The following is an 18,973-nucleotide window of genomic DNA, read 5'->3' as shown; positions in this document are numbered from 1 at the left end:
TAAGAGACAGGGGTGGGACATGCGGTGCGGATGGGGATACCGATTGGGTGATCGGGGAGAGGGTTTGCTACTCTTTCCCGGTCGCTGAGCCCCCGTAGCTCAGGGGATAGAGCACCGCCCTCCGGAGGCGGGGGCGCAGGTTCGAATCCTGCCGGGGGCACAAAACCGCAAAGCGCGACATGGCTGGTCGCTCGCTGATCCTCGAACAGTTCGCTGGGCCACCACATCCGCCTGCCCCCGTCCAGGGTCAGCGCCGCCGTGACCAGGAGCGAGCGGACGATCATGGTGCCCAGCAGCACACCGAACGCCAACCGCGCACGAGCGGCTTCGCCACTTCCGTGACCGATGTCATCGCCTCATGATCAAGGCATCGCGGAGGTCGCCAGAACTAACTCGTCTTGACCAGGCGAGCCCGGTTGGGCCCCCGGCCGGGAAGCCGGGGGCCGCATCGGCTCGGCTCAGGCCACGCCGAACGAGCTCTCGGCGCAGCACGTCGAGTCGCCCCAGTACTGGTAGACCACGACCTCAACCTTCCGTCCGTCCGGCACGTTCTCCGACCCGTACTTGCAGCCGTCGGAGGAGTTCGAGTCGGTGACCGAGAACTCGTTCTCCCAGAACCCGCCCGAGGAGTTGTACGAGTAGACGACGCCCCGGATGCCCCGGCTGTCGGCGCTCATGTCGCAGACCTTGAGGCTGTCGCCGTCGTGGTACCAGACGGCCTGCCCCCGGGCGGTCCCGCCGTAGTACGTCCAGGCCATCGCGTTCTCGCCGGCCATAGCCGGCGTGGCGGCAACCGTGACCGAGGTGACCACGGCGAGCACTGTCGCGGCGATGAGGGACGTGATCCGACGCAGCATTCGAGATGTCCTTTCTGGATGGAACAGCACCTCACCCTACTGACGGCGGCACCACCACCCGACAGCACCGCCCGGACGGTCCCTAATGGAGGCCTTGTACCATCGGGTCCAGCCAACCGGCGCGCGAGACCCACGCTCGGTGTCGATCGTCTTCCGGGCGACACGCTCCACTTTGACGCATGTGCCGGTCACAGCCAGCCGCCGCTCGTACGTTCGCGATCGCGGCCGACCAGCGGCACCACGTCCAGGCAACATGCCGGCAGGGCACCGGGCGACGGCGAGGATCCGGCCCGCTACGTCGCGCAGATGGCGTGCACCCGGGCGGTCCAGTTGCCGGCGTACCGGGTGAAGTCCTCGCGGGCCTCCAACCGCACGTGGTCGAGCGGCTGTGACGGGTACAGCGCGGTGATGGCGGCCTCGCCCAGCGGCGGCGCCAGGCTCGCCCCCAGGCCGTGCACCTTCGTGCCGGTCGGGCAGCTCACGCCGACCGTCTTGTCCGCCGAGTCGCCGGGGGAGGCGGCCGAAACCAGGGTGAGCCCCGGAATCGGGTTGGCGCAGACCGCGTGGGCCTTCACTCCCCACCTGACCGGCGAGTCCGTCTCGGTCTCGAAGGCCGTCACCCGGACGCTGGTGAGTGTGGTGACCGGGACGACGTCGTCGAGCACCGCGAACCCGAACGCGGGCGTCACTTCGCCGCCGACACCGATCACCCGCTTCCCGCCGGGGCAGGACACGCTGACACCATGCGTGCTCTCGAAGCCGGTGGCGGAGGCGGCCGACACGTACTCCAGACCGGCCGGGGCGCGCCCACAGATGCCATACGCGACCAGGAACCACTCGCCCCGGAAACCGGTGCCGTCGGCGCGGGTCGTCGCCGAAGCGTTCACCTCGAAGTAGTCACCGGTGGGGGTGCTGACCGGCATCATCGTGTCGATGACGACCTCCCGGCCGGCACCGCCGACGTAGCCGCCGCCACCGAGGATCCGCCGATCCGCCGGGCAGTGCACGACCTGCGTCCTGCCGAGGCGGGTGTCGACCGGGCTCGTCGCGGTGACGAACACCATCGACGGCACCGCCGCCGCCGGAGTCGCGGGGCTCACCGCCACGCCGCTCGTCAGCACCACCAACGCGCCGGCGCTGACCAGCCGGCGCCCGACTCTGCTCAACATGGTCTCCCTTCGTGTAGCCGACCCGGTGCCGGTCATGGTGGCCGATGGTGGCAAGCGGGGGCCTTGCGCGGCCGGTAGAAAATGTGGCCCACCACGGAAGTCCGGGGTGCGGGTGCCACCGGGCGGCGAGAGGGAGGGCGATGTCCACAGGTCAGGGTCGGACGACCCGGGCTCGTCTCGCGGCGCTGGTCGCGTCGCCCGTGCTCGCCGCCGGTCCGCTCGCCGCGCCCCCGGCGGCGCACGCCGCCACGGTGCAGCAGAGTTACGCGTACGTGCACGCCGACCAGCCGCTCACACTCGCGTACACACCGTCTGCGGCCCGCAACCAGAACACGTCTCGAAGCCCGAACAAGGTCGCCCGCATCGATGTCGGCAGGTATCAGGTGTGGCTGCCCGACGTCGCCACGAAGCTCGGGTCCAGCCTCGGGGTCGCGCACGTGACGGCGTACGGCGACGCGGCTTCGTACTGCTCGGTGGAGAAACTGGACCGCTACGGGTACGTGTCCCCGGTCACCGGTGAGGTCTTCGTCTTCGGCATCACCGTGTGGGTGCGCTGCTTCGACACCTCTGGCGCCCCCGCCGACTCGGAGTTCACCGCCAGTTGGGCCAGCGCGTCCGGCATGGCCGGCGGACACAGCGACTTCGCCTACCTGACCACCAGCGTCCCCGACCACGACCACGAGTTGCCGGCCGAGACGCAGTTCAACTCCGCCGGGCAGGTCAACAAGGTCAGACATGTCGGCGTCGGTCGCTACACCGTCTACTTCCAGGGACTCGGCAGCAGGCAACTCCCGGCAGATGCTGACCGGGGCCATGTGCAGGTGACCGCCCGCGACGACCGGGGCCGTCGTTGCAAGGTGCTGACGTTCTGGGTGAACGACGAGAACACGCAGGTCGACGTGGCCTGTCACAACGCGGCGGGCGAGCCGAGCGACTCCCGGTTCAGCATCTCGTACTCTCGGGACACCAGCCTCGTCTGGACGCCTTGGGGTGCGTACACCCGGGTTTCCGGCGGCGCGGTTCATCCGCAGTGGACGTACCCGGCCGGCTCGACCAGTGTGACGCGGGGCACCGGCCGGGACGAGGGCTTGTTCTGGGTGCAGACCCCGATGGACGGCTTCATGGCGCGCGGCAACGTCCAGGTGACCGCCGTAGGTTCGGGCGCGCACCACTGCAAGGTGGCGAGATGGAGCCCGGAGAAGGGCGTCTGGGTGAGGTGCTTCACCTCCAGGGGTGACCCGATCCGCAATCCGTTCCTGGTCTCGTTCGCCCTCTGAACGACCGCCCCTGTCGCCCAGGCGGCCTGTGTCGCCGCCGGTGCGGCAGGGCCGCGGCGCGAGCCGCCCCGCAGCCGGGGGGATGACCCGGCCTGCGCGTCATCCCCGTCGTCACGGCGTCGGGATTGCGCGACCCTGATACCTAGAACTACTATGCATTGCAGTTCTAGGGATAGGTGGGTCAGATGCACATCACCAAAGACCTCGTCGCAGCCTCGGCCACGCCGCTCGTGCTGGGGATCCTCGCCGAGGGCGAGAGCTACGGCTACGCGATCCTCAAGCAGGTCAACGACCTGTCGGGCGGGCAGCTGGAGTGGACCGACGGTCTGCTCTACCCGCTGCTGCACCGCCTCGAGCGGCTCGGGCACGTCGAGTCGGACTGGCAGACCCCACCGGGGGGACGCCGCCGCAAGTACTACCGCATCACCGAGCAGGGCCGCGCCGAGCTGGCCGAGCAGCGCCGCCAGTGGGCCGCCGTCGTCGACGCCCTGCGGGGCGTCTGGAGCGCGGCCCCGTCCATCACGCCGATCATGGCACCGGCATGGGAGGCGGGACGATGACCGTGGACAGCGAGTTGGAGGGCCAGATCGCCGAGTGGCGGGCCTACATGGACCGCCGCCGGGAACTGCACCACACCGACGCCGACGAGTTGGAAGACCACCTGCGCAGCCGGATCACCGAGCTGACCGAGGGGGGCCTGCGCACCGACGAGGCGTTCCTCATCGCCGTCAAGCGCATGGGCAGCCTCGACGACCTGTCCCGCGAGTTCGCCCGCGAGCACTCCGAGCGGCTGTGGAAGCAACTCGTCCTGCCCGGCGAGCCGGACAGCCCGGCCACCCGTACCCGCCGCGAGCTGCCGGTCATGGTCCTCTGCGCGGCCATCGCGGCGTTGGCCATCAAGGCGCCGGGCCTCTTCGGGTTGGACATGTCCGACGACAACGGCAGCTTCTACGCGCGCAACATCAGCCTGTTCGCGCTGCCGGCGCTGGCCGCCTACTTCGCCTGGCAACGCAGGGTCGGCATCCGGGTCATCGGAGTGCTCGCGGCGCTGTTCGTCCTCGGCGCGGTCGCCGCGAACGCGTACCCGCTGGCCGACGACTCGCAGAGCATCGTCCTCACGGCGATCCACCTGCCGATCGCGCTGTGGCTGGTCGTCGGCGTCGCCTACGCCGGCGGTGACTGGCGCTCGGACCGACGGCGGATGGACTTCATCCGGTTCACCGGGGAGTGGCTGATCTACTTCGCTCTGCTCGCCCTGGGCGGCGGCGTGCTCACCGCCTTCACGATGGGCACGTTCCAGGCCATCGGCCTCGACGCCGAGGGGTTCGTCAGCCAGTGGCTGCTGCCGTGCGGCGCCATGGCGGCGGTCGTCGTGTCGGCCTGGCTGGTCGAGGCCAAACAGAGCGTCATCGAGAACATGGCACCCGTGCTGACCCGCGTCTTCACGCCGCTGTTCGCCGCCACCCTGCTGGCCTTCCTGGTCGCCTTCATCTGGACCAGCAACGGCATCGACGTCGAGCGCGACGTGCTCATCCTCTTCGACCTGCTGCTCGTCATCGTCCTGGGCCTGCTGCTGTACGCCATCTCCGCCCGCGACCTCACGGCCCGACCCGGCCTCTTCGACCGCCTGCAACTCGTGCTCGTCGTCGCCGCCCTGGTCATCGACGTCCTCGTCCTAGTGGCGATCACCGGCCGGATCACCGAGTTCGGCTTCAGCCCCAACAAGACCGCCGCGCTGGGCGAGAACCTCATCCTGCTCACCAACCTGGCATGGTCGGCCTGGCTGTTCCTCGGTTTCACCCGGGGCCGCCTGCCCTTCGCCCGGCTGGAACGCTGGCAGACCCGCTACCTGGTCGTGTACGCCGCCTGGGCCTGGACCGTCGTCCTCGCCTTCCCCCTCGTGTTCGACTTCCGCTGAGTCGCGGGCACACAGGACCGAGCGGCCCGGCGGGCCACCTCGGGGATCAGCCGGCGGCCCGCCGGGCCCGGGCCCGACGCTTCCCCTCGTGCATGGCCTGAACCCGCGCCACCGGGATGGTCCGCCCCTCGGCGACCAGCTCGGCGGGAAGGCGCTGCGGGGCGGGCATCGCCGCCGCCCACGGGTCACCGTCGGCGAGCAGCCCGGGAACCGTCCGCACGGTGAAGTCGGCCGGGGACACCGCGTCCAGGTCGTCCCAGGCCACCGGGAAGGAGACCGGCAGCCCGGGCCGCACCCGTGGGCTGTACGCGGCGACCACCGTCGCGCCGTGGGCGCGGGTCGCGTCGACGAAGACCCGGCCGCCCCGGTCCTCCCGGATGAAGGCGGTGGTGGCCAGCGCCGGGTCGAGCCGCTCGGCGTGCGCCGCCAGGGCACGGGTGGCGGCGGCGGCCTCCTCGGCGGTGGTCGTCGCCGCCAGCGGGACGAAGATGTGCACGCCCTTGGACCCGCTGGTCTTCACCGCCCCGGCCAGACCCGCGTCGGCCAGCGCCTGTCGGACCAGCGCGGCGGCCCCGACGACCAGCCCGAACACCTCCCCCTCCGGCGGGTCGAGGTCGAGCACCAGGTGGGTCGGATGCTCGGGGCGAGCGAGGGTGGACAGCGTGGGGTGATACTCGACGGCCCGCTGGTTGGCGAACCAGAGCAGGGTGCGCCGGTCGTCGCAGAGGGCATATGTCACCTGCCGGTGGGACGCCTCCGCCCAGACGTCGGTACGGCGCACCCACGCCGGGGTGTACTTCGGCAGGTTCTTCTGCATGAACGGGTCCTGGCCGCGCAGCAGCCGGACCACCGACAACGGTCGGTCGGCCAGCCCGGGCAGGATACGCTCACGGACCGCGTCCAGGTAGTCGACCAGGTCGCGCTTGGTGATGTCACCGCCGGCGAGCAGCGGCTGATCCAGATTGGTCAGTCCGACCCCGTCCCGGGTCTCGTCCGCATCCCCCATCCGACCACCCTCCCGGCCAGGCCGCCCCGCCGCAAGTCGGCGCGGCGGTCAGCCCGCGATCGAATCGGCGACGGCGGGCACGGCGCGGCAGAGCGACGACAGGCGCAACCGGAGTGCCGCCGTCCGGCGGCATCGGCCAGGACTTGCACACCGATCGGCGGCGAGGGTGGCCATCGGCATCCTGGTCGCCACCGCCCGCGGGCCGGTCCGCTCCCCCGAGCTGGAGCGGGAGGTGGAGGGGATCAGCCGACGGATGCTCACACTCACCCTGCGCAACCTGGAACGGGACGGCCTGCCGCACCGGAAGGCGCACCCCACCGTGCCACCCAGGGAGTACACCGCCACCACGATGGCGCTGGAGCTGTACGAGTCCCTGGTGGCGCTCACCGACCGGGCCGAGCGGCACCGGATGGCGATCAGCGCGGCACGCGAGGCGTACGACCGGGAGCACGTCGCCGGCGACGAGTGAGCGCCGTGTGGCGAACGCCACCCGATCACCCTGACCGATCGGTCAGGGTCTGACCGATCGGTCAGGCATGCTGTAGGCATGGCACGCGACACCCCGCAGACGCACGGCGAGATCCTGGCCGCGGCGGCCCGACGGTTCGCCGTGACCGGCTACCGGGGCACCTCGTTGCAGGACATCGCCCGCGAGGTCGGCTGCTCCAAGGCGGCCGTGCTCTACCACTTCGCCAGCAAGGAGGCCCTGCTCGCCGAGCTGTTGGCCCAGCCCCTGGAGGTGCTGCGCCAGCTCGACGAGCGGCTGGCCCCCCTCGACGGGGCCGAGGCGCAACGAGCCGGCGCGGAGGGCTTCGTCGACCTCGCGGTGCGCTTCCGCCGGGAGATCGCCCTGCTCCGCGGGGAGTTCCCCGAACTGTTGGCGCAGCCGGCCTTCGCCCACGTCCAGCAGATCTCCGAGCGACTGGTCGACGCGCTCTCCGGCCACACCGACCGGTTGGAGGCCCGAATCACGGCCATGGTGCTGCTCGCCGGGATCTCCGAGGCGTGTGCCGAGTTCGTCGACGTGCCCGACGACGACCTGCGCCCCGCCCTGCTGGCCGTCGCCCGCCGGGCGCTCGCCCCGCTCGACCCACCGTCAACAACTGAGGACAGGATCTGATGGCGACCCTGCTGTACCGGCTCGGCCGGGCCTCACTGCGCCGCCGGCGACTCGTCGTCGCCGTCTGGCTCGTCGTCCTCGTCGGCCTCGGCCTCGCCGCGGCGACGCTGAAGGGCCCGATGGCGAGCAACTTCACCATGCCCGGCACCGAGTCGCAGCAGGCACTCGACCTGCTCGCCGCACGGTTCCCCGCGGCCAGCGGCGCCACCGGCACCATCGCGGTGAAGGCGCCCGCCCCCGGCCAGCTCGGCACACCCGAGGGGCAGGCCGTGGTCGGGCAGCTCGTCCAGGAGGCGGCCACCCTGCCCGGCGTGGTCGGCGCCGTCGACCCGTTCCAGGTCCGGGCGCTCTCCCCCGACGGCCGGTACGCCCTGGTCCAGGTGCAGTTCGCCGCGGGCGTCGACGAGATCACCGACGCCCAGCGCGACGCGTACGAGAAGGTCGGCGCACGGGCCGAGGCGCAGGGCTGGCAGGTGGCGCCGGGCGGTGAGGTGCTCAACACCGAGCCCGAGGTCGGCTCCACCGAGGCACTGGGCGTGCTGGTCGCCGCGATCGTCCTGGTCATCACCTTCGGCTCCCTGGTCGCTGCCGGGATGACCATGCTGAACGCGCTGATCGGCGTCGGCGTCGGCATGGCCGGCCTGTACGCGCTCAGCGGTGCAGCCGAGCTGACCAGCACCGCGCCGATCCTGGCCCTGATGCTCGGTCTCGCCGTCGGCATCGACTACTCGCTGTTCATCACCTCCCGGCACCGACAGAACCTGCTCGACGGGTTGACTCCGGAGGAGGCAGTCGGCCGGGCCGTGGGCACCGCCGGCTCCGCCGTGGTCTTCGCCGGCGCCACCGTGGTCATCGCCCTGGCCGGCCTGGCCGTGGTCAACATCCCGTTCCTCACCGTTATGGGTCTGGCCGCCGCCGGCACCGTCACCCTGGCGGTGCTGGTGGCCATCACCCTCGCCCCGGCGCTGCTCGGCTTCGCCGGTCGGAAGGTGCTCCCCCGCAGGCTGCGCGACGACCACACCGCGCCGGCGACCAAGGACCGCTCCGGGTTCGGGTTCCGTTGGGCGCGCTGGGTGACGAGGCTGCGCGTCCCGGTGATCCTGGCCGGCGTGCTCGGCCTCGGGTTGCTCGCGCTGCCCGCCCAGGACATGCGGCTCGCGCTGCCGGACGCCGCCACCGCGCCGCAGGGCAGCGCGGCCCGGGTCAGCAACGACCTGATCCGGGAGGGCTTCGGCCCCGGCTTCACGGGCCGGCTCGCGGTCGTCGTCACCGCCGACTCGCCGCAGACCACCCAGGCCGCCGTCCCCCAGGTCACCGCGCTGCTCCAGCGGACGGAGAACGTGCTGGCCGTGAGCCCGGCGCAGTTCGACCCGTCCGGACGTACCGCGCTGCTCGGCGTGATTCCCAGGACCGGGCCGACCGACGAGGCGACCGAGACGCTGGTCCACGACATCCGCGGGAAGGTCGGCTCGATCGGCGGCGCGCAGGTGCTGCTGACCGGCGCCACCGCGATCGGCATCGACGTCTCCGAGAAGCTCACCGACGCGCTGCCGGTCTACCTGCTGCTCGTGGTCGGCCTGTCGATCCTGCTGCTGATGCTGGTGTTCCGCTCGATCCTCGTGCCGGTCAAGGCGGCGTTGGGCTTCCTGCTCACCGTCGCCGCCACCTTCGGCATCACCGTCTGGGTGTTCCAGCAGGGCAACCTCGCCGACCTGCTCGGCCTGGACACCCCGGGCCCGCTGGTCAGTTTCCTGCCGATCCTGCTGATCGGCATCCTGTTCGGCCTGGCCATGGACTACGAGGTGTTCCTGGTCTCCCGGATGCGGGAGGACTTCGTGCACGGGGACGGGGCCCGGCGGGCCACCATCAACGGGATGGGGCACGGCGCCCGGGTGGTCACCGCCGCCGCGCTGATCATGATCTCGGTCTTCGGTGGTTTCGTCTTCCTCGACGACCCGGTCATCAAGTCGATGGGCTTCGCGTTGGCCGTCGGCGTCGCCATCGACGCGTTCGTGGTCCGGATGACCATCGTCCCGGCGGTGATGTCGCTGCTCGACACCGCCGCCTGGTGGCTCCCGCGCTGGCTGGACAGGTTCCTGCCCAACATCGACATCGAGGGCGAGGGCCTGCGCGCCCACCTGGAGAGGCAACCGTCCGCCGTCTGACCGGCCCGCCGGGACGAAGCCCCCTGCCGACGGCGGCAGGGGGCTTCGTCGGTCAGACGCCGGCCGGGTAGGTCTGCATCTCGCCCGACGAGCTGAGGGCCGGCAGCGGGTGCAGGGCGCTGGTCTCGTCGCACCAGATGAAGGCGTCGTACCGCTCGGCCAGCCGGGTCGGCACGTAGTTGCCCCACGACTCGTAGCTCGGGTCGTAGACCACCCCGATGGCCCGGTGATCGACGGTGCCGGTGGCCCACTCCGGCTGGTCCGGGCCGCCGAAGACGAGCAGCGCCCGCTCCGGCATCAACTCGTGCAGCCGCCGCTCCACGGAACCCTCCCTGGCCGGCGGCACCACCATCGCCTCGGCGGGGGAACCCCAGCGCGGCGCCGCGATCACCGTCCCCCGGTAGCTGCCGAAGCCGACCAGCGCGACCCTGTCCCGGCCCAGTCGTTCCCGGGCGAGCTGACCGATGTTGACCATGCCGTCGGCGGCCATGTCGGTGGCCCGGGCGTCACCCACGTGGGTGTTGTGCGCCCAGACGATGCCCCGGGAGTCCGGTCCGTAGTGTTCCAGCAGCCGGTCCAGCGTGTCGGTCATGTGCCGGTCGCGCACGTTCCAGGACTCGGGTCCGCCGTGCACCATGGCCCGGTAGTACCGCTCCGCGCCGGCCACCACCTCCGCGTTCTGCCAGGCCGCGAAGGCCTCCGGGCCGTCCGCCGCGGCGTGTTCCCGGGTACGCGCCAACAGGCGCACCACCTCGTCCTCGCAGCGGGCGGAGACGAACCGGCTGGCCGCGCCGTACTCCTCGACCCGGTTGCCGTACGGCTCGAAGCACCGGTACGCGTCCTGCGCCGCCTCCAGCGAGCGGGGGTCCTCCTCGCCCAGGTAGTCGAAGATGGCCTGCATGGACTCCCAGAGGCTGTAGACGTCCAGGCCGTGGAAACCCGCCCGCCGGCCCACCGGGCGTTGCGTGTTCCAGCTGCGCAGCCAGCGGCAGAAGCGGTCCACCTCGGCATTCGCCCACATCCAGGTGGGCCAGCGTTCGAACCGCTCCAGCGCGCCCCGTGGGTCGGCCGCCCCGCCGGGAGCGCCGGTCACCGACCGGTTCACCCGGTCGCAGTCCGGCCAGTCCCCCTCCACGGCGACGAACGAGAAACCCTGTTCGGCGATGAGCCGCCGGGTCAGCTGCTCGCGTAGCCGGTAGTAGTCGGAACTGCCGTGCGTGGCCTCCCCGATCAGCACCACCCGGGCGTCCCGGACACGCGCCAGCAACGGGTCGAAGTCGCTCGGCGCGCCGAGCCGCTGAACCAGCATGGCCCGCGGCTACCCGACGCGCCGACCGGCAAACGCGCGCAGCGCCGCCCCCGGCCGGCTGCCGGCTCCGGGCAGAGCCACCCCCGGAGCGGCGGCCCCGGGGGTGGCTGGCGCGGCGGCGGTGTGCCGGGCCGCTGAACGGGTAGCCGACGCCCATGACCGTCACCGGGGCGCAGTTGCAGGAGTACCTGGCCGGGCTCGACTACCCGGTCTCCCGGACGGACCTGGTCCGCCGGGCCCAGGAGAACGGCGCCAGCACCGAACTGCTCCAACTGCTGATGGCCCTGCCCGCCGAGCAGTTCACCGACCCGGCGGAGCTGCACGACGCCCTCGCCACGCTGTCCTGACCGGTGCCGCCGGCACGGCGCCGTCCCGGCCGCGTGACCCGGCGGCGGCGCCGGGGTCGACGGCGTGCAGTAGCCGGAACAGGACCAACCACTGTTCCGGCCAGACCAGCCCGACCGGCGTGGCCGGGTCGAGCCGGGCGGCCCGCAGCGCCCCGTCCACCCGGGGGTACGCCGGGCGCAGCGAGGCCGCCAGCGAACCGCCGATCCCGCCGAAGCCCCGCTCGACCATCCGCCGGTACGCCGGCAGCGCCGCCGCCGGCAGCAGCGGCTCGGCCCGGCGCTCGATGCGCAGGATGCCGCCGTCGACCGACGGCACCGGCCGGAACGCGGCGCGGGGCACCCGGCCGGCGAGCCGCCAGTGGTGCTCGGGCCAGGTGAGCACCGTCAGCCGGCTCCACCGGCCGTGGTCGCCGCTGCGCTTGCGGGCGTACTCCAGTTGGGTGAGCAGCGTCGCGGCACGCAGCCGGGGCGCGGCCAGGCACCAGCGGACCACCGCCGCCGTCAGCGACCAGGGAATGTTGCCGACCACCGAGAACGGTTCGTCGGGTGGGGTGGCGGCGAGGAAGTCCTGCTGCCGGTGCGTGACCCGGGGCAGCGCCGCGCTGAGGGCGGCCAGTTCCGGCGCGAGCGCCGGATCCACCTCGTACGCGATCAACCGCCGGCACCGGGCGGCGAGCGGGCGGGTCAGCTGGCCGCGCCCCGCCCCCACCTCCAGCAGCAGGTCGTCGGGACCGGGTCGGGCCGCCCGGAGCACGCGTGCGAGAGCGGCCGGGTCGGCGAGGAAGTTCTGGGACAGCACGCGACGGTACCGGTCGCGGGCGGTGGTGCGGGGTCGGCGGGGCGCCACGGGATCGTCCTGTCTGTCGCCGGTCGGCGACGGTACGGACAGGCCACGCCACGGCGGGCCGGTCCGAGCGGTCGGGACTCGGACGGCCCTGGGGATCGGCGTGGAGTACGGGCACGCGCCGCTGACCGGCACACCGGAACCGACGGCGGCGCGGACGCTGCTACGTCGGTGGTTGCCCGCCGGCGCGGGCGCGCGGCGGCGGGTTCCCCCTCACGGTGGCGGGTGTGGGCGCGACGCACCGGCCGGCCCGCACGGCGGGCGGCGGTGTCGCGCGGGTCAGCTCAGGCGCGGTGGGCGTCTCGGCCGGCCAGGGCCGGGCGCCGGACTCGCGGACGGGCGACCAGGAGGAGGCCCCACGTGGCCGGCGTGGCGGCCACGTCGATCAGGGCGTGCGTGCACATGCCGATCAGGCTAGCCACCGGTCGGCGCCCCGGCAACGGAATAACGGCTCGCCCGGCACCGGCTCAGAGTTGCATGGTGCGGCCGGCGCGGCGGGCGGCCTCGGCGGCGGCCAGGACCTCCACCACCTCCCGACCGAAACGGACGTCGCAGCGGTGGTCGCGGGTGCCTGTGTCGATCTCCTCGATGAGCTGGTCGATCGCCGTGCCGAACGCGGTCAGCGCGCTGCCGTCGCCGGGCGGGACGATCTCGGTGCCGTTCTCCCCGTAGAGGACGAAGTCCAGGGTCGTCGCCCCGGGCGGCGCGTCCAGGGTGAGGGAGAGGGCGCTGGTCGCCCCGCCGTCGTGGGTGAGCAGCAGGTGCACCAGGCCGCGCGGACCGTCCATGGCGGCGACCCGGGTCACCCGCCCGAGCACCGGCAGGATGATCGACAGCGCGTGCGGGCCGATGTCCCACAGCGCGCCGTGTTCGCGACGCCACGGGGAGTTGCCGTACGGGCTGCCGGGCTGGTAGATCGAGGCGAACATGGTCGCCCGCGCGTGCTGCCAGCCGCCGGCCGCCGCCGTCGAGGCGAGGAAAGCGGTGATGTTCGGGTGGTACCGCTGGGTGAAGAAGACCACCGAGGCGACCCCGGACTGCTGCGCGGCGGCGACCACCCGGTCGGCGTCGGCCAGGTTGAGGGCGAGGGGCTTGTCCAGCAACAGGTGCCGGCCCGCGGTGGCGGCGCGGACGGCGATGTCGGCCTGCACGTCCGGCGGGAGCGCGACGGCCACCGCGTCGGCGACGTCGAGCAGGGCGTCGACGTCGTCGTACGCCGGCACACCGTGCCGGCCGGCCAGCTCGGCGACCTTCTGCGGGTGGCGCCCCCACACCCCGACGAGTTCGGCGCGCGGGTGCGCGTCGATCGCCGCCGCGTGCGTCTCCGCCGCCCAGTGGCCGGTGCCGAACAAACCGAACCGCAGCACGAGGTACCCCCGGTGTCGTCGTCGGTCGCGGCGATCCCGCGGCCCGTGATCCACCACGCTAGTCGCCGTTGCCGCCGCGCCGCAGCCGACGCGGCGGGTGTCGGCCCGGTGACCGGGCCGACGGCGGGTGGCCCGCCGGTCAGTACGCTGTCCCGGTGACCGAGACCGGGACCGGACGCCCCCGATGACCAGCGCAGCCTCGACCGGCTCGCCGGTGGACGGGATCCTCGCGACGGCAACGATCGTGCTGTCGCTCGTACTCGCGTTGTGGAGTCTGGTGGCGGCGGTGCGCCACCGTCCGCCGGACCGCCCGCAGTTCGTCGGCCTCGCGGTCCTGGAGTGCGCGCTGCTCGCGCTGGCCGTGGTGGCGCTGGTCGGTCTCGGTGAAGGTGAGCGGCCGGGCGAGCCGGGCGCGTTCTTCGGCTACCTGGTGACGCTGGTCTGCCTGCCGCCGCTGGCCTGGGTGCTGGCACGGATGGAACCGACCCGCTGGGGTTCGGCGATCGTCTGCGCGATCTGCCTGGTCACGCCGGTGGTGGTCGTCCGGCTCCAACAGACCTGGGCGGTCGTGGGTGGCTGACACCGACGCCCCGGCCGGGCGACCGGCCACCAACTCCGGGCCCGGCCGACTGCTGATCGCGGTCTACCTCCTGTTCGCCGTCGCCGCGACGTCGCGGGCCGGGTTGCAGATCGCCACGAGGTTCGACGAGGCGCCGGTGGCGTACCTGCTCTCCGCGCTGGCCGCGCTGGTCTACATCGTGGCCGCCGTCGGGCTGGCCCGGGCCGGGCACGCCGGCCGGTGGGTCGCGCTCGCCTGCTGCTCCGTGGAGTTGGTCGGGGTGTTGGGTGTCGGGGTGCTCAGCCTGGCCGACCCGGGCCTGTTCCCGGACGAGACGGTCTGGTCCGGCTTCGGCAGCGGGTACGGCTACATCCCGCTGGTCCTGCCGGTGCTGGGCCTGCTCTGGCTCTGGCGCACCCGGCACGCTGCCCGCTGACTCTCGGCGGGGCCGGCCTTCTCGGTCGGTGGGTCAGTCCCGGGGGCCGCCGGCGACGTAGATGACCTGGCCGGAGACGAAGGAGGCACCCTCGCTAACCAGGAACGAGATGGTGTGCGCGACGTCCTCGGGCCGGCCGGCGCGGCGGACCGGGGTCTCGGCGGCGGCGTGCTGCTGGAGCGCCTCGAAGTCGACCTGCATCCGGGCGGCCGTGGCGGCGGTCATGTCGGTGACGATGAAGCCCGGCGCGACCGCGTTGACCGTCACGCCGAAGGGGCCCAGCTCGATGGCGAGGGTCTTCGTGAAGCCCTGGAGGCCGGCCTTGGCCGCCGCGTAGTTCGCCTGGCCCCGGTTGCCCAGCGCGGAGGTGCTGGAGAGGTTGACGATCCGCCCCCAGCGCTGCTCGACCATGTGCTTCTGGGCGGCCTGGCTGAACAGGAAGGCACCCCGCAGGTGCACGCCCAGCACCGTGTCCCAGTCGGCGTCGGTCATCTTGAACAGCAGGTTGTCGCGGAGCACGCCGGCGTTGTTGACCAGGACGGTCGGTGCGCCCAGTTCGGCGGCGACGCGCTGCACGGCGGCCTCGACCTGGGCCCGGTCGGAGACGTCGGCGCCGACGCCGAGGGCGCGGCCCCCCGCGGCGGTGATCGCGTCCACCGTCCCGGTGGTGGCCGACTCCTCGATGTCGACCACGGCCACCGCCATGCCGTCGGCGGCCAGCCGGCGGGCGGTGGCCGCGCCGATGCCGCGCGCGGCTCCGGTCACGATGGCGACGCGGGGCTCCTCCGACATGATTACCTCCCGGTAACTTGTGGCTCGTCGGAGGAGCTTAACCCAGCTGCACGGGCCGCCCGAGGGGCGCCACATCCAGGGTCGCGGATCAGAACGTGCCGCGACAGAGCCGGATCCAGCGGTAGCCGTACCCGGCCAGCTTGAGGCTGTCCAACTTGCCCACCTCGCCGTACCCCCGGTCGGACAGCACGTCTATCGGCAGGTCCGCCTCGGGGGCGAGAAGGCCGAGATCCACCTCCACGTCGTCGGTGCCGAGGTTGTGCAGGAAGACCATGGTGCCGGTGGGCCCGTCCGCGCGGTGGGCCAGCACCCCACGCGGCATCGGCACGTCGATGTGGGTGGTGGAGCCCGACCCGACCTCCGGGGCCTCCCGCAGCGTACGGATCATCCGCTCGAACCAGGCCAGCAACGACTTCGGGTCACGACGCTGGGCGGTGACGTTGACCTTCTGGTAGCCGAACTCCCCCTTGTCGACCACCGGCCGGACCAGCTTCTCCGGCTCGGCCGTGGAGAACCCCGCGTTCTCCTGGTACGACCACTGCATCGGGGTACGGATCGCGTTCCGGCCGGGCAGCGACAGGTCCTCGCCCATGCCGATCTCCTCGCCGTACCGCAACACCGGCGTGCCGCGCAGCGAGAACTGGAGCGCGTACGCCAGCTCGACGCGCCGCCGGTCGTTGTCGAGCATCGGGGCGAGCCGGCGTCGGATGCCCCGGTCGTAGATCCGCATGTCCTCGTCCGGGCCGAACCGCGCGTACACCTCGTTGCGCTGCTCGGTGGTGAGGCGGGAGAGGTCGATCTCGTCGTGGTTGCGCAGGAAGGTGGCCCACTGCCCGCCGGTCGGCAGCATCGGGGTGTCCCGCAGCGCCTCGATGACCGGCTCCGGATCCTGCCGGGCCAGGGCGAGCATGAGCCGCCCGTTGAGCATGAAGTCGAAGAGCATGTGGATGCGGTTGCCCGAACCGGCCTGGTCGCCGAAGAAGGCGGGCAACTGGTCGGGCTCCACGTTGGCCTCGGCGAGCAGAACCGCGTCGCCGCGCCGCCACTGCACGTGCTCTCGTAGCTCGGTGAGGAACTCGAAGTCCTTGGGCGAGTTCGGGTTGTTCGGCTCGGTCAGCTCGATGATGAACGGCACCGCGTCCATCCGGAAGCCGGAGACGCCGAGCTGGAGCCAGAACGAGACGATCTTCTTGATCTCCTCGCGGACCTCGGGATTCGCGATGTTCAGGTCGGGCTGGTAGCGGTAGAACCGGTGGTAGTACCAGGCCTTGGCGGTCCGGTCGTAGGTCCAGGTCTCGTGCTGCTCACCCGGGAAGACCATGCCCTGGTGCCGGTCGGCCGGCTCGTGCTCGGACCAGATGTACCAGTCCCGGTACGGCGAGTCGGGTGAGGACCGGGCGGACTGGAACCACGGGTGTTCGTCCGAGGTGTGGTTGACCACCAGGTCGATGATCACCCGGATGCCCCGGTTCCGTGCCTGGTGCAGCAGCTCGGCGAAGTCGCCGAGGGTGCCGAAGCGCGGGTCGACGTTGTAGAAGTCGGTGACGTCGTAACCGTCGTCCTTGTTGGGCGACGGGTGGATCGGGTGCAGCCACAGGCAGGTCACCCCGAGCCGGGCCAGGTAGTCGAGCCGGCCGATCAGCCCCCGGAGGTCACCGACCCCGTCGCCGTCGGAGTCCGCGTACGTGTCGATGTCGAGGCAGTAGACGACCGCCTCGGAGTACCACCTGTCGCCCATGCCGGCCTTATGTCTCCGATCCGCCGGCCCGGCAAACGCGAGAGCCGGCCGGCTCGGCCACCACGGCGTGCCGTCGGTCACCGGCAGGTGTGGCGGACCATCCGGTGGGTACTGCTGTCCGATCCCGGCAGTTCCCGCGGAAGGACGCGCATGGCTCTCGCCCAGAACGTCGACCCGAACCAGTTCAGCGGGCTGACCGGGTGGGTGGCCGGCGTCATCGACTCGCTCGGCGCGGTCGGGGTGGCCTTCCTGGTGGCCCTGGAGAGCATCGTCCCGCCGATCCCCAGCGAGATCGTGCTGGCGATGGCCGGCTACCTGGCCAGCGAGGGCCGGTTCCATCTGGTGTTGATCGTGCTGGCCGCGACGGTCGGTTCGCTGGCCGGCGCGCTGGTGCTCTACTGGGTCGGCGCGGTCCTCGGGGAGGAGCGGCTCAAACACTGGTTGGACCGGCTTCCCCTGGTTGATCTCGACGACCTGGAGAAGGCCGACCGCTGGTTCGAGCGGTACGGCCGGTGGGCGGTGCTGATCGGCCGCGTGGTGCCGGTGGTACGCAGCCTGGTGTCGGTGCCGGCCGGCGCGAACCGGATGCCGATGGGCGAGTTCGTGCTGCTCACCACGCTGGGCAGCGGCGTGTGGAACACCCTGATCGTCGGCGCGGGCTACGCGCTCGGCACACGCTGGAAGGACGTGGACCGGTACAGCAGCTGGTTCAACTACGCGATCTTCGCGATCTTCGCCTTCATGATCGCCAGTTGGGCCGTGAAGAAGGTGCGCCGTCGGCGGGCCCGGCGGGACCGGGAGTCGTTGAGCCCGGGTCGCTGACCGGCGCGCCCTCGCCGGGCCTGGTTTCCGGCCCTGACCACTGTGGGTAACCAGAGGTCGACCGACCGGGACTCCCCGACCGGCACGACACGGACGGTGATGCGATGACCAGCCAGGTGGCGGAGGCGACGACGAGCCCGCGGGGCACGGACCTGCTGACCGTCGGCGTGGAGGAGGAGTTCCTGCTCGTCGACCCGCACACCGGGGTCGCCGTGCCCGCCGTCGACCTGGTCATGGAGCAGGTGCCACCGGAGCTGCGCGGCCAGGTGCAGCGGGAGTTCCAGACCAGCCAGATCGAGATCGGCACCCCGCCCGGGCTGGAGCTGAGCTCCATCCGGCACTCCCTCGGGATGCTCCGCGCCGAGCTGGCCGACGCCGCCGAGCGGGCCGGCGTACGGCTGCTCGCCGTCGGCACCGGGCCGGTGGAGGGCCCGGTCCCGCCGGTGGTCGACAAGCCCCGCTTCGACCGGATGATCGAACGGTTCCGGCTGCTGGTGCCCGGTCCCGGCAACAACGGCATGCACGTGCACGTCGGGGTGCCCGACCCGGACACCGGGGTGCGGGTGCTCAACCATGTCCGGCCGTGGCTGCCGGTGCTGCACGCGGTCACCGTCAACTCGCCGTTCTCCGCCGGCGTGGACACCGGGTACGCGAGCTGGCGCTCGGTGGAGTGGGAGCGCTGGCCGTCGGTGGCCCCGACGCCGTACCTGGCGTCACACGAGCACTACCAGCGGCTGATCCGGCAGCTCATCGCCAGCGGCGTGATGCTCGACGAGGGGATGCTCTACTGGTACGCCCGGCTGTCGGCGAAGTACCCGACGGTGGAACTCCGCATCGGCGACGTCTGCCCCTCGGTGGACGACGCGGTGCTGGTCGCGGCCCTGGTCCGGGCCCTGGTGGCGACAGCCATGACCGACATCGCCGAGGGGCGGGCGCCGGTCAACACCGACCACCACCTGTTGGTCGCCGCGCACTGGCGGGCCGCCCACGACGGGCTGGAGGGCGACGGCGTCGACCTGACCAACGGTGAGCTGCGGCCCGCCTGGGGGCTGCTGGACCGGTTGGTCGACCGGGTACGCCCGGCGCTGGAGGGCCACGGCGACCTCGCCGAGGTGACCGACCTGCTGGGCGGGCTGCGCCGGCACGGCACCGGCGCCGCCCGGCAGCGGGCCGTGTACGCGCGCACCGGCCGGCTGGAGGACGTGGTGGCCGACGTGGCGCGGCAGACCCGAGGCTGATCATTCCGT

17 protein-coding genes, 1 tRNA gene and 2 pseudogenes are annotated in these 18,973 nt (G+C 72.2%); 12 read left to right on the top strand and 8 right to left on the bottom strand.

Going from position 1 to position 18,973, the window contains the following annotated elements:
- The first annotated feature begins 88 nt into the window (after positions 1-88).
- A tRNA-Arg gene (locus E1165_RS15865) sits at positions 89-160 on the top strand.
- A 298-nt stretch (positions 161-458) separates the two neighbouring features.
- Here the strand turns inward: E1165_RS15865 and E1165_RS15860 are convergent.
- Positions 459-857 (bottom strand): hypothetical protein, encoded by a 399-nt coding sequence (locus E1165_RS15860; RefSeq protein WP_132392182.1) that lies wholly within the window; start codon positions 855-857, stop codon positions 459-461.
- A gap of 293 nt (positions 858-1,150) precedes the next feature.
- Positions 1,151-2,023 carry a hypothetical protein gene (locus E1165_RS15855; protein WP_132392180.1) on the bottom strand — a complete coding sequence of 291 codons (873 nt, stop codon included), beginning with the start codon at positions 2,021-2,023 and terminating at the stop codon, positions 1,151-1,153.
- A gap of 143 nt (positions 2,024-2,166) precedes the next feature.
- Here E1165_RS15855 and E1165_RS15850 point away from each other — a divergent pair, with 143 nt between their 5' ends.
- The 3 genes from E1165_RS15850 to E1165_RS15840 all read left to right on the top strand — a co-directional run bounded on the left by E1165_RS15850 (position 2,167) and on the right by E1165_RS15840 (position 5,221).
- Positions 2,167-3,303, top strand: coding sequence for a hypothetical protein (locus tag E1165_RS15850; protein ID WP_132392178.1), 1,137 nt, complete (start codon positions 2,167-2,169; stop codon positions 3,301-3,303).
- A 185-nt stretch (positions 3,304-3,488) separates the two neighbouring features.
- Positions 3,489-3,863, top strand: coding sequence for a PadR family transcriptional regulator (locus E1165_RS15845; RefSeq protein WP_132392176.1), 375 nt, complete (start codon positions 3,489-3,491; stop codon positions 3,861-3,863).
- On the top strand, positions 3,860-5,221 hold the full coding sequence (locus E1165_RS15840; RefSeq protein WP_243704799.1) for a permease prefix domain 1-containing protein: 1,362 nt from the start codon (positions 3,860-3,862) through the stop codon (positions 5,219-5,221). The genes E1165_RS15845 and E1165_RS15840 overlap by 4 nt, the downstream gene beginning before the upstream one ends.
- A 46-nt stretch (positions 5,222-5,267) precedes the next feature.
- Here the strand turns inward: E1165_RS15840 and ligD are convergent, their stop codons facing one another.
- Positions 5,268-6,227, bottom strand: a complete 960-nt coding sequence (ligD, locus tag E1165_RS15835; RefSeq protein WP_132392172.1) for a non-homologous end-joining DNA ligase — start codon at positions 6,225-6,227, stop codon at positions 5,268-5,270.
- Here ligD and E1165_RS15830 point away from each other — a divergent pair.
- The 3 genes from E1165_RS15830 (at position 6,226) to E1165_RS15820 (ending at position 9,512) form a co-directional block, all read left to right on the top strand.
- Positions 6,226-6,696 (top strand): helix-turn-helix domain-containing protein, encoded by a 471-nt coding sequence (locus E1165_RS15830; protein ID WP_243704800.1) that lies wholly within the window; start codon positions 6,226-6,228, stop codon positions 6,694-6,696. The two genes, ligD and E1165_RS15830, sit on opposite strands and share 2 nt — an antisense overlap.
- A gap of 78 nt (positions 6,697-6,774) precedes the next feature.
- On the top strand, positions 6,775-7,347 hold the full coding sequence (locus E1165_RS15825; protein ID WP_132392170.1) for a TetR/AcrR family transcriptional regulator: 573 nt from the start codon (positions 6,775-6,777) through the stop codon (positions 7,345-7,347).
- Positions 7,347-9,512: an MMPL family transporter gene (locus E1165_RS15820; RefSeq protein ID WP_132392168.1), complete on the top strand. Its 2,166-nt coding sequence runs from the start codon at positions 7,347-7,349 to the stop codon at positions 9,510-9,512. The genes E1165_RS15825 and E1165_RS15820 overlap by 1 nt, the downstream gene beginning before the upstream one ends.
- 52 nt (positions 9,513-9,564) lie before the next feature.
- On the opposite strand, the gene E1165_RS15815 is transcribed toward E1165_RS15820, so the two are convergent.
- Complete coding sequence (locus E1165_RS15815; protein ID WP_132392166.1) at positions 9,565-10,821, bottom strand: erythromycin esterase family protein; 1,257 nt, start codon at positions 10,819-10,821, stop codon at positions 9,565-9,567.
- A 155-nt stretch (positions 10,822-10,976) separates the two neighbouring features.
- Here E1165_RS15815 and E1165_RS15810 point away from each other — a divergent pair, with 155 nt between their 5' ends.
- Positions 10,977-11,168, top strand: coding sequence for a DUF2795 domain-containing protein (locus E1165_RS15810; protein ID WP_132392164.1), 192 nt, complete (start codon positions 10,977-10,979; stop codon positions 11,166-11,168).
- 61 nt (positions 11,169-11,229) lie between these two features.
- Here E1165_RS15810 and erm read toward each other — a convergent pair.
- Both erm and E1165_RS15800 read right to left on the bottom strand, forming a co-directional pair.
- Positions 11,230-12,015 (bottom strand): annotated as a pseudogene (gene erm, locus E1165_RS15805) (ErmE/ErmH/ErmO/ErmR family 23S rRNA (adenine(2058)-N(6))-methyltransferase); the annotation flags it as partial.
- A gap of 464 nt (positions 12,016-12,479) precedes the next feature.
- Positions 12,480-13,379: a Gfo/Idh/MocA family protein gene (locus tag E1165_RS15800; protein WP_207916910.1), complete on the bottom strand. Its 900-nt coding sequence runs from the start codon at positions 13,377-13,379 to the stop codon at positions 12,480-12,482.
- Positions 13,380-13,563: 184 nt separating this feature from the next.
- On the opposite strand from E1165_RS15800, the gene E1165_RS15795 reads away from it, so the two are divergent.
- On the top strand, positions 13,564-13,959 hold the full coding sequence (locus tag E1165_RS15795; protein WP_132392160.1) for a hypothetical protein: 396 nt from the start codon (positions 13,564-13,566) through the stop codon (positions 13,957-13,959).
- Positions 13,952-14,435, top strand: a pseudogene (locus E1165_RS15790) (hypothetical protein). The gene E1165_RS15795 and the pseudogene E1165_RS15790 overlap by 8 nt, the downstream one beginning before the upstream one ends.
- Here E1165_RS15790 and fabG read toward each other — a convergent pair.
- A complete protein-coding gene (fabG, locus tag E1165_RS15785) occupies positions 14,408-15,166 on the bottom strand; it encodes a 3-oxoacyl-ACP reductase FabG (protein WP_132392156.1) in 759 nt (252 codons plus the stop codon). The pseudogene E1165_RS15790 and the gene fabG overlap by 28 nt on opposite strands.
- An 88-nt stretch (positions 15,167-15,254) precedes the next feature.
- Positions 15,255-16,904 carry an alpha-amylase family protein gene (locus E1165_RS15780; protein ID WP_132392154.1) on the bottom strand — a complete coding sequence of 550 codons (1,650 nt, stop codon included), beginning with the start codon at positions 16,902-16,904 and terminating at the stop codon, positions 15,255-15,257.
- A 150-nt stretch (positions 16,905-17,054) separates the two neighbouring features.
- Between E1165_RS15780 and E1165_RS15775 the strand changes: the two genes are divergently transcribed.
- Together E1165_RS15775 and E1165_RS15770 are read left to right on the top strand one after the other, a co-directional pair.
- Complete coding sequence (locus E1165_RS15775) at positions 17,055-17,726, top strand: DedA family protein (RefSeq protein WP_132392152.1); 672 nt, start codon at positions 17,055-17,057, stop codon at positions 17,724-17,726.
- Between the two features lie 104 nt (positions 17,727-17,830).
- Positions 17,831-18,964 carry a glutamate--cysteine ligase gene (locus tag E1165_RS15770; protein WP_132392150.1) on the top strand — a complete coding sequence of 378 codons (1,134 nt, stop codon included), beginning with the start codon at positions 17,831-17,833 and terminating at the stop codon, positions 18,962-18,964.
- Positions 18,965-18,973 lie beyond the last annotated feature (9 nt).

Source organism: Micromonospora sp. KC723, assembly GCF_004348595.1.
Taxonomy (GTDB): domain Bacteria; phylum Actinomycetota; class Actinomycetes; order Mycobacteriales; family Micromonosporaceae; genus Micromonospora.
The sequence above is the reverse complement of the archived record's forward strand: the minus strand, read 5'-3'. Positions and strand labels throughout refer to the sequence as shown.